This is a genomic window from Lysinibacillus boronitolerans JCM 21713 = 10a = NBRC 103108 (assembly GCF_000772935.1).
GTDB lineage: Bacteria > Bacillota > Bacilli > Bacillales_A > Planococcaceae > Lysinibacillus > Lysinibacillus boronitolerans.
In genome coordinates, this window is the sequence record NZ_JPVR01000077.1 from 88,347 (window position 1) to 100,885 (window position 12,539).

Below are 12,539 nucleotides of genomic sequence, written 5' to 3' on the forward strand. Positions count from 1 at the left end.
AAAAAAGGAGTTATATCAGCGACACTTGCTGAATAACTCCTGCTGTCTTATTATATGCTTGCTTCTAAAATTTGAACATCACATTCAATCACAACATTACCTTTTAACGCTTTACTAATCATACATGTTTGTTCTGCCTTGTATGCTAAGCGTAGCAGTCTTTTTTCAAGATGTTCTGTTAGCTCTTGCACAATAATCGTCGGTTTATGTACAATTTTTTCATACGTAAAAATGCCATTTTCTACACTAACAAATCCTTGTGCCTGCATGGATAACTCCAGCACATCTATTTCTGATCTTTCGAATAAAGCAGCTAGTGTAATCAAATAACAGGTTGCGGCTGCCCCTAAAAGCATTTCATCTGGATTTGTACCAATGCCTGGCCCATTCATTTCCTGAGGAATAGAAATTTGTGTTTGCAAATTACTTGCTTGGATATTTCCTGTACCGTTTCTTCCCTCCGACCAAGTTAAGTCCATTGTGAATTTATGCTGAACCATTCTAACTCCTCCTTTATTTATGAAGCGAAGAAAAATGCCCGCTTACAAATGTAAGACGAGCATTCCTTTTATTCAACTGTAGCTGTATTTTTTTCTGTCTCAATATGACGCCCTTTTTTAGTCATGGTTTGGTACTCAGCAAGACGAGCCGTTGTACGCCAATAGTGATAGACAAGTCGATCAATCCACAGCAAAGCCTCCACTTTCGATACGGCTGTCTCTAACTCTACCACATTTTCAACTGTATGCTCAAAATATGCGTTTCGTTTATCACGTCGCACCGCAGCCATTTCGGAAGAAGTGACTTCAAGCAAGGTTGCAATCTCAGGTAGACGTTCATCCTCATCAATGATCAGTAGTACTTTTTCCAATACCTCTAACCATTTTTGGGTTAATGTCTCCTGTAATTGAAAGGCATTTGGATGTTGCTCGCGTAATGCCTTTGACAAACGATAGAGGTGGTCTAAAGCATGCAAAAGGGCAATATGCTTAAAACGTTCTTTTTGAGAGGAAGATTGGATAGCATCCATAAATAAACGTGTTTTTTCAATCGCCTCATCCATTTGAGCCAATCTACTGTCTGTTTCAGCTGTGCGTTTTTTTCCTTGAATAAGAGAAACGAGTACAGTCGTCATTTCCTTAGTAATATCTTGTAATGTATTAAAGGATACCTCTACTGCAACCCCAGGTAATTTGGCAACACTATTATCTAAATTACGAGTTAAATAATTTCCTTTTTCAGGTATCATTTTTTCAATGGCCTTTGCAAAAGGACGAACAAATGGCACAAAGAGTACCGCGCCAATCACACTAAACAATGTATGAAAAACAGCAATGCCTAGTGTTTCATCAAAGCTACCATTGATGGATTTCGTGACGAACTCTGTAAGAGCAAACATAAACCTTGCACCGAATGTCACGAGTATAGCAGTGACTACATTGAACATCACATGTGTCACAGCTGTTCGTTTCGCAGCTGTTGATGCACCAATCGCAGCAAATAATGCCGTAGCAGTTGTCCCGATATTTTGACCAATGACTAAATAAGCAGCCTGTTCAAAATCAATGGCACCTGCATATAAAGCTGTTAAAGTGGCTGCTATTGCGGCACTAGAAGCCTGCATAATAACCGTCATGATAAGACCCAAAACAATTAAAATGAGTTTTCCACTAATAGAATTAGCACTAAATGCGTCGAATGGAATTTTATCTTGTACAGCAGCCATTCCTCCCTGAAGAACATCAATGCCTAAAAATAATAAGCCAAAACCAGTCACTAGTCCTCCAATTGCTTTGTAATCACGTGGTGCGAGCAATTGGACAAATACTCCAAGAGCAATAAAAGGCAGTGACATTGTCTGCATATTTATCTTGAAGCCAATTAAGGAAATAATCCAGCCAGTACTTGTACTCCCGATATTCGCGCCAATAATGACTCCTATCGATTGGACAAATGTGAGGAGACCAGCACTGACAAAACCAATCGTAATCAAGGTTGTGGCCGTGGAGGATTGTACAAGCATTGTCATGAATGTACCAGATAATACCGAGCTAATGGTCCCACCTGTAAAACGATTGAGCCATTTTTTCAAGGCATCTCCTGCCAATTCCTTTAAACCGTTCGTTAGCATCGTCATTCCAAGTAAGAATAAACCGATGCCCCCTAGCACATTGATCAACCTATCAACACTCCCCGCTAAAATTGTATCTATATTATGAAAGACTCCTTTTTTATAGGAGTTTTATTCCTCAAACATTCTTAATCGTACCATTAATAAATTTGAGAAAATAGGGATATTTCCCTGCATTGTACAAAATCAACCATTATTTTACGAAAAACAATGTGATAATTTTTATGGTAGAATAGAATAAATAATTCTTTAGGAGATTTTCAAAATGATTTTAACAAAGCAAGAAGCAATACAAGCACTTAAAAAGAACAAGTTCATCGGTTTTACTATTACAACAGGCAATATTATTATGAAAAAGATTAATAAAACCGAGTATAATATTTTTGTTTTTGAAGAAGGAAGAGAAAAACCATTACGCTATGTAGGCTCTATTATGAACGTAATGGCGACAATGAGCGATAAAGCTTCTAAAAAGGATTTTGTGATTGTTGAACAACTACCAGCTGGAAACAGTGCTGAAGAATCTCAATCTACTGAACAGGAAGCAGTAATAGAAGAGAAAGTCGAACCAATTGAGGAAAAGCCTTTAGTTGAAGGTCAAGAAGAAAGCCGTGCGATCGCTGGCTATGAAGGATTGTACGAAATGACGACAAGTGGTCGAATTATCACGGTAAGAGAAAACCGCCCATTGGCTCGTTGTAATGATGAGTATGGGTTCCATATTGCGCGACTAACAAAGGATGGGAAGGCATCTAGCCATAATGTCTTTGAACTTTGGAAACAGACATTCCCAGAGCTGGAGCACACTCTTTTCAAAGGGGCCTTAAAAGCCAAGTATGGTACAGGCTGTAAGCTAATTGATAAACCCGGTATCCATTTTTAATGAAACACCCTCAGCAAATAAGCTGAGGGTGTTGTTGTTTAGATATGATATATTTTTTGCCATTTGAAAATCTTTATTATATTGATTTTAGCTGCTTTATGAAAGCCAGCCTGCATGAGCTTTCTCCGTCTGTATCTCTTATACCAGGGGGCTATTGTACAGACTGTTCTCCCTTCCCGTTGCACATCTGCAACGATCTCAACTAGTCGCTGGCTGTCATATTCTTTTATAAACGACATATTCTCTGACAGCTCATAGGAATAGTTAACCGTTTCTTCCACTGCCGTTTGATCGTGTCGCTTATAGATGACATGATCGCTCTCTGCAAATAGCCGATAGCCCTTATAGAAGTCTGCAACATTTGTCGCTTGCTCCTTCACCGTCATGAGGTCCTTCATTGATAATTCTTGAAATCTCACATTTCCGTTATCCTGTTGTTGCTCTGCAATATAAACGTCTAAACTATGAATTGCTAGCATTCGTTGGAATATTTTTGTAACAGCTCTTAGCCACTCCTTCGTGCTTGCATGCTTCAGAAAATAACGCAGTTCTCCTAATCGGTCTCGCTTTAATTTTACTAGCTGATGATTATTCGTTAATAGCCCTTTTAGTCGGTCACGTAAGACCATCCATAAACGAATAATACGCTCTGTAACTCCTTTTGTACTCATCACAAATTTCCTAGTAAAATCAATATGTGTATACCATTCAAACTTATATGGCTCATAGCCACTTCCTAAGTCATAATAACGATAGCCAGCTTGATGTGCTTTTAGCATATTTTCTTTCTCAATGAGGCGTCCTGGACCAAATAGATTAAAATCTGGTTCATGGCCCATTGCCAGACAAAAATTACGCTCTCTACAGCATAGATCAATTGTAAATGCAATCCATTGACCTTCAAATTGTAAACTATCGACTTCTACCCGAAGCACCTTGCTGTTTGTTTTTGCTAGCCGCTCATAAAATAGGCGTGTTTGCTTTTCTGTAAAGCCACTTTTATCAATTTTCTTTTGCCATCTTCTCTTGAATAACGTAAACATGTCTTGGAGATGATTGTGATTTACTTCCTGAAAGACGACATGACCAAGTGACTTTAATTTGTTTTCACGTCGTTTAAGGCTTTTGAATTTCTTGCGATGCTTTTGTAGAAATGTATCCATTGGAATGGTTTGAAAATCGATATAGGATGTGACAGTTCGAAAAATTGAATGAGGCATCTGATATTCAATCGCATACTTTTCTAATTCTTGAGAGGTATTTTTACTTTCTAATAATCCATGTAACACGATTAAATAACGCTTATATTTTCGTGAAAACTCCTTCAAGAGAAATGTGATAGAAGGTTCTAGCCACTCCTTGTCAGCGATCACTTCCATATAGGTCGCAAAACCTTGTCCTAAAAAGCTAAAATAATGGATTGTACTAAATCGTACAGAATGCACTAACGGAAAAAAAGCCACTGCTACACCTTGATGCTCCACTATGTAAATCTCTACATTGTCATGAACCCCAAGCGTTGTCCACCAAGTTGAAATCCATTCGTACTCAATAAAAGGGTTATTATTATACTCTTTTTCAAGTATCTCTGACCAAGTGCTCCGATAGGGCTCTAACTCTTTGATAGTCGTAATGAGTTTATAAGCTAGCAATGAACTAAATCGCTCCTTTTCCCGTGATCATCGCCATACATTTAGTAGCCACTATATTCCTAGCAAGAAAGTATTAGAACATTACACCAACGTAAAAACCCCTCCTTATTAGAAAGGAAGGGCTATGTTTCATTTATACGTTTACAAGAGATACCTCATCTTTTGTCACTGCATTGGCCATATGTGCTGTCGCCACATAGCTTAAAGTCATACCAGGTCCAATGGTTGCGCCAGGGCCTGGATATGTTTCCCCCATGATAGACGCTGAACAATTGCCAGAAGCATACAATCCCTCAATGGGTTCACCATTCTCCTTTATTACCCGAGCATATTCGTCTACTACGAGGCCACCTTTCGTGCCGATGTCTCCAGGATAAAGACGTAATGCGTAGAATGGCGCTTTCTTGATTTCTGCTAAATTTGGATTTGGCAGTGTCGGATCCCCGTAGTAATTATCATAGGCACTATCTCCTCGATAAAAATCATCATCATGTCCGTTCCGCGCAAAGTCATTAAAACGATTCACCGTCGCGACTAGGCTCTCCGTTGGCACATCCATTTGTCTAGCAAGCTCTTCAATCGTTTTCGCACTTTTTGCGACTCCCTGCTCAAACCAACTTTTCGGGAAGGCCTGTCCTGGGAACAATCCCGTAAAAATATAACGGCTTTTAGCTGAAGCATCAATCAATATCCAGGAAGGAACCGCCTGCTTTGTGGTCTCTTGATGCTTATACATCGTATCCACGAATTCATGATAGGGAGCCGCTTCATTGACAAAACGTTGCCCTGTGCTATCCACTACAATCATATTGGGCACGCCTCGATCTGCCACAAGGAAGAATGGATGTCCTTTTGGATCAATAACAGAAGGTGCTCCCCACACTTTATCCATTAAATCCAACGTAGCACCAATTTTTAAGCCAGGTTCAATGATGTCACCTGTTTGTCCTTCTGGAGAAGAAGTCCATGCAGCATTCGTAGGGCTTGGTAAATACTTTTCACGAAGTGTTTGATTATGTGAGAAGCCACCTGATGACAGTACAACACCTTTCTTTGCCTCAATTTTAAGCTCTTGCCCATCTCGTTCCACAATTATTCCAATTACTCTTCCCTTGTCCATAATGAAATCTTTAAATGCAGTTGATAGCCAAAGCTCACCATTTGCTTCTGCAAGGGAGAGGCGTAAACGTGCGATTAAAGCTTCTCCTAATGCTACCGGATCGCTCTTAGTCACCTTTGACTTGACTAAGCGCGCTCCTAATTTCAGTGCTGTAGTTTTACCTTTTAGCGTCCGTGTAATCATATTCACCTTATGAAACTCGTAGCTATTCATCGTGAAGCCTTTTGTTGATAGAGTTGCACGACGCATCGAATTTGCCAAAGAGCCCATTTTTGTTAAATCGAAAATAAGTGGTTCAATGGCGCGTCCCTGTGATAAGCCACCAGGTTTTTCTGGATAATAATCCGAGTAGCCTTTTGCATATTGGAAGCGCATATGCTTTGTTTTATTGTATAAAAAGCGCAACATTTCAGGTCCTCTCGTAATATAAGCTTCCTTTAGCCCTTCTGGCACACGATCACCGATTGTAGAATCTAGATATTGGCGTGCAAGTTCATGTGTATCTGGGACACCTGCACCTTTAATGATATGATTATTAGGAATCCATAAGGCACCGCCTGAAATAGCAGAAGCACCACCATAGCGATCTGTTTTTTCAATCACTAATGATTTCATTCCTTGTAACTTTGCTGTTAAACCTGCTGTCAATCCCGCTGCACCAGAGCCTACTACTACTACATCATAACTAGCATCCCATTTCATTCAACCATTCCTCCCTATATGAGCTAAATCGATGAATCTGGCCTTTCTATTAAAAAGTATAGAATTAAACCAATATTCAGTCAATTTAAACCATTCCCTATTTTTCCACAAAAAAAGGAGCCTAGATGCTCCGTTTAAGGTTTTAGAATCACCTTTATACAGTTATCTTCCCGTCCACTAAATATTTTATAGGCTTTACTTGCTTCTTCTAATGGCAATTGATGTGTAATGGTACGATACATTAAAAGGCAAGATGACACGGTCACCCTCACATCAGTTCTTACCTATTACATAATCCTTCTGTGAAGGAATAGCGCCTTGGTAAATATGCAAATCAGATCTCCAAATAGCAGTAGAAGTGATTTGCACAATAATATCGTTCTTCTCTTTAATAGTTGGACCCTCTACATTTTAACTTGGATATCTTTAATTCCCTGATATGTTACAGCCTTCACGACAACACTCCCATTGCATAGTATCATCACAAAAAGCATAGATTTTCGACTCTATTCTTTCCTTCTCTAACCTGCAGTATGCACATCTTTGTCATTATCGTTTTTATGCAGGCAAATCAATGTCAAGCATATTCATTTCTACTTAGCATATAGTTTGAAAAAGACATTAAGTTGATGATAGGGCGGAGGAATTTTACAGGTGAGTGCAATGATACTTGGCGGTTTTCTATTTTTCAGTGTGAGCATTGGGGGCGCAATTGCCTGGATCTTCTCTAAGCTATTTCAGCATACGACACAGGGATTATCATTATTGTGCGGAGGTTTTTTAGTAGGCTTACTTGTGCTAGATATCATCCCTTCTTCCTTTCAAATCTATCAATCTTTCGGAGTTATATTAGGTATTTTTGTTGGTTATTTCATCTTTCAACTACTAGATACCTTATTTCATGCTTCTCATGCACAAAATCCCTCGGTCTCTCTATTAACACTAGCTATGATTATCCATACAATACCTATTAGTCTCACTGTTGGAAATTTACTTGGAAATGCTGCATTAAGTATTTCTCTCACCGCCTCCATTATTCTTCACCATGTTCCAGAGGGATTTGCTTTATCTACTGCACTCATCTCTCAAGGTGAAAGGCTTTGGAGACTTTTCATTTATTTCTTCATCTTCTCCATTTTCTTTAGTATTTTCATCTGGTTTGGTCAGTATTGGGCTTTACCAGATAAAGCACAAGGGATTTTAATGGGCATTTCGATAGGATTGATTGCTACAGCTAGTATTTCTGAATTCATTTTGCATCAGCTACAGAAAGTCTCATTTAAAGCATTTTTTATGTATCTCTTTCTAGGTTATTTCCTAAGCTATATTTTCCATATACTTGTTGAATAATAAAGGGATGTCTCTGCACATGAGACATCCCTTTCCTCTTTTATTCTTCTTCACTTACTAGCATTAAGGTAAGGGTTAAAATTTTTGAAACCTCTGCCCGAGTAAGATTGCCTTTCGGGTTAAACTTACCATTCGTACCATTTAAAATACCTAGATGTTGTAATAGACCAATTGCCTCTACTGTTTCTTGACGCATTTGATTTTTATCAGTGAATGAATTGTTTTTGCTCACTTGCGCAACATCCACTTCCATACCTTCTAAATACCTAGCAGTGATATAGGCCATTTCCTCTCTTGTAACGGGCTTTTTCGGCTCAAATTTTTCACCATTGAAAATATCGATTAAGCCATACTCTTCAAGAATCGCTACTTCCTTAGCTCCCCAGAAACCATTAAGATCAGTATAAGAAGCAGGACCCTCATAATCTTCATTGACATTTAAACCAGATGCACGGAAAATAATAGCCGCTAGTTCTCCTCGCGTCACTTGTCCATTTGGATTAAACGTAGTAGCCGTTGTCCCATTAATGATAGCTGTTTGATATAAAAACTGAATATAGCTTTCAGCCCAATGACCAATAGCATCCTTGAAATATCCACCTGCTTTTAACTCAACGTCGGCACGAGCAAATACCTGTACCATATCATTTAAATCTTCTGCACTAACTGCTTCCCATTTGCCAGCTGTATATACCTCACTCTTGTAGCCATTACTAGTTTGTGTAATTTTTATTTGAATCGCATGCCCAAATAACTTCTTCAGTTCTTCATAGTTTTCCTTAAACTCTTTTTCTCCCTCTGGATAGAGGTTTGTACCATCTTTGTATGATTGAAGGATCGCCTCTAATGAAATTTTTACTGTAATACTATTTTTTGTTGTAACAATCGACACTTCGTTATTTTCAAAGCCTATTTTAGATAACAAAAGCAATTTATAAATATCTTGATAGGGCATGGCTTGTAACTGACTAGTGGCTGCAACATTCTGCTTTGGATGAATTATATTTGCCACATTTACTACATCCTGTGCATATGCCTGTCCACCAAACCCTCCTGTAAAACATGTAATACTCAGTGCACCAGCTAACATTATTTTCTTCACTTTTTTTCCCCCTTCGATTCATAGATTCAGTGTACTAAAACAACAGTTTATAAATCTATAAAAATATGGGAATTATACAATAATTATATAAAAGACCTATTTTTAACACATTATAATTTTCCTATTTTACTTTTGATTTTGAAACTAGTTTAACAGAAGAACAAATTCCTCAATGTCATCTACCACAATTACATATGTAATTAGATATAAAGTCAAACATTGTCTAACGAGGCCCCTGATGTTGGGAACATGTTTACCATGGAAAACTATCTCTAAAATAAGGGCAGCTTAAAGGCTGTTCTTTGTTATATTTCTGTAAGGGTGGGTACATACTTGAAAAGAAACTTCTTTCAGATAACTTTATATTTATATAATATCAGAGGCTTTCATTTGATTTTTATTCGTAGGTAGAAGTAGTATGGGATTGTAACGAAGGATTATCTACATATCCACACTATTATATTAATGTAACAATTTCAAAGGAGGAATTTCGATGAATTATCAAAACATTACAGTTGCAGGTAGTGGTGTATTAGGGAGTCAAATTGCTTATCAATCTGCTTTCAAAGGTTTTAATGTAACAGTGTATGACATAAACGACGAGGCGTTAAAAAATGCACAGGATCGTATTACAAAATTAAAACCATTGTATCAACAAGATTTAGGTGCGACACAAGAAGAAGTGGATGCAGCCTATGCACGTCTTTCATTTAACAGTGACCTGGCTCAAGCCGTTGCCAATGCTGATCTTGTTATAGAAGCAATCCCTGAAGTTGTGAGTATTAAAACAGAATTTTACACGAATCTTGGAAAAGTAGCACCAGCAAAAACAATTTTTGCAACAAACTCGTCTACTTTACTACCAAGCCAATTTGCTGAAGCAACTGGCCGTCCTGAGAAATTTTTAGCTCTTCACTTTGCTAATACGATCTGGAAAAACAATACTGCGGAAATTATGAAACACCCTGGTACAGATATGAAAGTGTTTGATGAAGTTGTTGAATTTGCGCGCGCTATCGGCATGGTACCACTACCATTGCATAAAGAGCAACCTGGCTATATTTTAAACTCATTACTAGTTCCGTTTTTAGATGCAGCTGAATCTTTACTTGTAAAAGAAGTGGCTGATCCAGAAACAATCGATAAAACATGGATGATTGGTACAGGCGCTCCACTTGGACCATTTGCTATTCTAGACATCGTTGGCATTAACACTGCCTATAATATTGTGGAAGCGAAAGCAACTGCCACTGGCGATGAAAACATGAAAAAATTAGCTAACCTCTTAAAAACAGAGTACATCGAAAAAGGTAAACTTGGCCGTGCAACAGGGGAAGGCTTTTACACATATCCAAACCCAAGCTTCGCAAAACCAGACTTCCTAAAAGGCTAATCAATAAAAAGATGTACATAGTACCTTTTACTATGTGCATCTTTTTTTCTTTCCCAATGTTCGTAGTGACAATCCGAACTTTAGATAAGACTCGTAATTTATTCCATCACGCATGTAGGAACGAGCTCTGTTAACAATATGTAATCTGGCGCTACTCGAAATGCTCAGTTTTACAAAAGAAGTTCATCAGATTTCCGACTCGAACACCAGAATAGAAAAATCGACTGGTAGCTTTCACAGGAAGAAGTCCCAAAAACTAGGGGCGTCTTGAAATTTTACTGTTGCAAGCTTTTCTATAATTTTTAATTTAATTTCTTGTTCTAGGTCTTCCCTTTCATGATAGTCCGTATTGTGTAAACAATGTTTAATTTTTGGGATGAAATTCTCAATTATTGTTAGAGTCTCTTCGTTATTTTTATTTTCTAAATTTCCCATAATTTATTCCTCCTTTTTTCTGAGTGAATGATTGAGTTTATTTAAAGCCTTTCTATGATGATTAGATATATTCTGGGGAGTTGTTTTTAATATTTGAGCTATCTCTTTTATAGTAAGCTCTTTTACATAAATCATCTCTAAAATTTGAAGCTGTTTTACCGTTAGTTTTTGTAAGGACTTTAAGAGCTGTACATCTTCTATATTGTCCAATAAACCTCCACCAATTAAATGATCTAGACCATTTTCATTGCGTGTATCTTCTATTAGCTCTTTTAGGGTCGTCTCCCCTTCCTCTGATAATCCCTTATCTAAAATTAATAAAGATCGCTTTTGCAGTCTTCTTCTTTTTTTATCAAAATCTAAACTAAAGAAATAAATTAAATTACTAACATATTTGATCTTCCTAACATTTATATAGTGAGATTGAAAAGATTCATCAACGAGCTTCTTATTCAAATCAGTTGGATATAAGATCGCTTTTTGCACTAAATAAAGATTTTGGGGATCTGACAAAAAGCTTTTAACAATCGGATTGTTAACCTGTTCATTATTTCTATAGAAAAATTCCTCTATTTTTTGTTTATCATTCTTCATTTAATAATCCCTCCTATTATCCGCCTTCTTTCTATATAAAGTGAATGTTGTATCTACATTATAAACCAAAATAAGAACAAACGTTCTTAAAAAGGGTGAAAAAAATCACCTTTTATACAAAAAAGGTGATTTTATCCATATCTCTTAACTATCTAAAATGGCTTTTATTTTTCCAGGCTGATATCCGATAATTCTCTCTACTTTATTATCAGTGACTACTAAAGTAAATGGGATAGCATGAATATTAAACTGCTTAAACTCCTTTAATGCGTGCTCTTCATTAATATCCTTATTGATATAAGTAATATTATTTTCTTCTAACCACTCCTTTAACCTAACGCAATATTGACAACCATTACTTGAATATACCGTTATATCATACTTCACCTTATAGACCTCCTTTTTTCTATAAAGAGGATTTAAACATAAGAAATGAAACCATGACAAAATAATATTTTTTACAGGAAAGTTGTTTTTATTACAGAAGAATCCTCTTTACATAGTACAGTTACAATTTTGGTGATATAGCCAAGCGGTAAGGCAAGGGTCTGCAAAACCTGGATCCTCGGTTCGAATCCGAGTATCACCTTATATTACTAATTTGGAGTAAGAGGGAGGTAATTTACATTATGACACCAGAAAATGTTCCAATTTGGATTAGCCTAATAGGAAATTTTGGATTCCCTATTGCCATAACAGTCTACCTGTTCATTCGCTTTGAAAGGAAAATAGATAAATTAGAGGCTGTCATCATGGAGTTATCTGAAGTTATAAAATCTCTTAATTACAAGAAAGGAGGGTAAGCCACATGGAAATTGAAAAATTAATGGCCTGTTACTGTAAAGCAAGAGAAGTTCAATCATTTTATACAAATTGTTTAGCGGGTGATAGTCTGTCCCCAAAAGAACGCGATTTACTAATAAATCTTATTCAAAATGCCAGTATTTCTTCTAATTTATTGTGGGAATATTGTCAGATTCATGCTAATGAAATATGATCTATTAACAAAAATAAACCCATCAAATAATTTAGGTTAAGAACTACCTAATTTTATTTGATGGGTTTTAATTTTTAATAAGTGATTTAAGCTTCTTTAAATCCAAACGTTCCTATTAAAAATGCTATTAGAAATATTATTAGCAAAATGGAATTGAGGATAATTAAAAGTAATTCTACT

Annotated in this window: 13 protein-coding genes, 1 tRNA gene and 1 pseudogene; 6 read left to right on the forward strand and 9 right to left on the reverse strand. The window is 36.9% G+C overall.

Annotated features, from left to right (window positions below):
- Window positions 1–50: 50 nt before the first annotated feature.
- Window positions 51–500, reverse strand: a complete 450-nt coding sequence (locus CD31_RS14825; RefSeq protein ID WP_016992334.1) for an SACOL1771 family peroxiredoxin — start codon at window positions 498–500, stop codon at window positions 51–53.
- Window positions 501–568: 68 nt separating this feature from the next.
- Window positions 569–2,170 carry a Na/Pi cotransporter family protein gene (locus tag CD31_RS14830; RefSeq protein ID WP_244905037.1) on the reverse strand — a complete coding sequence of 534 codons (1,602 nt, stop codon included), beginning with the start codon at window positions 2,168–2,170 and terminating at the stop codon, window positions 569–571.
- Between the two features lie 226 nt (window positions 2,171–2,396).
- Here CD31_RS14830 and CD31_RS14835 point away from each other — a divergent pair, with 226 nt between their 5' ends.
- Window positions 2,397–3,014 (forward strand): 3-ketosteroid-delta-1-dehydrogenase, encoded by a 618-nt coding sequence (locus CD31_RS14835; protein ID WP_036078664.1) that lies wholly within the window; start codon window positions 2,397–2,399, stop codon window positions 3,012–3,014.
- 38 nt (window positions 3,015–3,052) lie between these two features.
- Here the strand turns inward: CD31_RS14835 and CD31_RS14840 are convergent, their stop codons facing one another.
- The 3 genes and pseudogenes from CD31_RS14840 to CD31_RS23855 form a co-directional block, all read right to left on the reverse strand.
- A complete protein-coding gene (locus tag CD31_RS14840; RefSeq protein ID WP_036078667.1) occupies window positions 3,053–4,666 on the reverse strand; it encodes a GNAT family N-acetyltransferase in 1,614 nt (537 codons plus the stop codon).
- 133 nt (window positions 4,667–4,799) lie between these two features.
- Complete coding sequence (locus tag CD31_RS14845; RefSeq protein ID WP_036078669.1) at window positions 4,800–6,488, reverse strand: FAD-dependent oxidoreductase; 1,689 nt, start codon at window positions 6,486–6,488, stop codon at window positions 4,800–4,802.
- Window positions 6,489–6,793: 305 nt separating this feature from the next.
- A pseudogene (locus CD31_RS23855) lies at window positions 6,794–6,943 on the reverse strand (glutathione-dependent formaldehyde dehydrogenase); the annotation flags it as partial.
- 208 nt (window positions 6,944–7,151) lie between these two features.
- Here CD31_RS23855 and CD31_RS14850 point away from each other — a divergent pair.
- Complete coding sequence (locus CD31_RS14850; RefSeq protein WP_244905038.1) at window positions 7,152–7,838, forward strand: ZIP family metal transporter; 687 nt, start codon at window positions 7,152–7,154, stop codon at window positions 7,836–7,838.
- Between the two features lie 40 nt (window positions 7,839–7,878).
- On the opposite strand, the gene CD31_RS14855 is transcribed toward CD31_RS14850, so the two are convergent.
- Window positions 7,879–8,940: an S-layer homology domain-containing protein gene (locus CD31_RS14855; protein ID WP_036078673.1), complete on the reverse strand. Its 1,062-nt coding sequence runs from the start codon at window positions 8,938–8,940 to the stop codon at window positions 7,879–7,881.
- Window positions 8,941–9,433: 493 nt separating this feature from the next.
- Here CD31_RS14855 and CD31_RS14860 point away from each other — a divergent pair, with 493 nt between their 5' ends.
- On the forward strand, window positions 9,434–10,333 hold the full coding sequence (locus CD31_RS14860) for a 3-hydroxyacyl-CoA dehydrogenase (protein WP_036078675.1): 900 nt from the start codon (window positions 9,434–9,436) through the stop codon (window positions 10,331–10,333).
- A gap of 234 nt (window positions 10,334–10,567) precedes the next feature.
- Here CD31_RS14860 and CD31_RS14865 read toward each other — a convergent pair whose 3' ends face one another.
- The 3 genes from CD31_RS14865 to CD31_RS14875 all read right to left on the reverse strand — a co-directional run bounded on the left by CD31_RS14865 (window position 10,568) and on the right by CD31_RS14875 (window position 11,749).
- Window positions 10,568–10,768, reverse strand: a complete 201-nt coding sequence (locus CD31_RS14865; RefSeq protein WP_036078677.1) for a hypothetical protein — start codon at window positions 10,766–10,768, stop codon at window positions 10,568–10,570.
- Between the two features lie 3 nt (window positions 10,769–10,771).
- Window positions 10,772–11,362 carry an RNA polymerase sigma factor gene (locus CD31_RS14870; protein WP_036078680.1) on the reverse strand — a complete coding sequence of 197 codons (591 nt, stop codon included), beginning with the start codon at window positions 11,360–11,362 and terminating at the stop codon, window positions 10,772–10,774.
- 144 nt (window positions 11,363–11,506) lie between these two features.
- Window positions 11,507–11,749 (reverse strand): glutaredoxin family protein, encoded by a 243-nt coding sequence (locus tag CD31_RS14875; RefSeq protein ID WP_036078682.1) that lies wholly within the window; start codon window positions 11,747–11,749, stop codon window positions 11,507–11,509.
- Window positions 11,750–11,880: 131 nt separating this feature from the next.
- Here CD31_RS14875 and CD31_RS14880 point away from each other — a divergent pair.
- The 3 genes from CD31_RS14880 to CD31_RS14885 all read left to right on the forward strand — a co-directional run bounded on the left by CD31_RS14880 (window position 11,881) and on the right by CD31_RS14885 (window position 12,359).
- Window positions 11,881–11,951 (forward strand) — tRNA-Cys (locus CD31_RS14880).
- Window positions 11,952–11,991: 40 nt separating this feature from the next.
- Window positions 11,992–12,165 (forward strand): YvrJ family protein, encoded by a 174-nt coding sequence (locus tag CD31_RS23020; RefSeq protein WP_016993736.1) that lies wholly within the window; start codon window positions 11,992–11,994, stop codon window positions 12,163–12,165.
- Window positions 12,166–12,170: 5 nt separating this feature from the next.
- Window positions 12,171–12,359 (forward strand): hypothetical protein, encoded by a 189-nt coding sequence (locus CD31_RS14885; RefSeq protein ID WP_036078684.1) that lies wholly within the window; start codon window positions 12,171–12,173, stop codon window positions 12,357–12,359.
- Window positions 12,360–12,539: the final 180 nt, after the last annotated feature.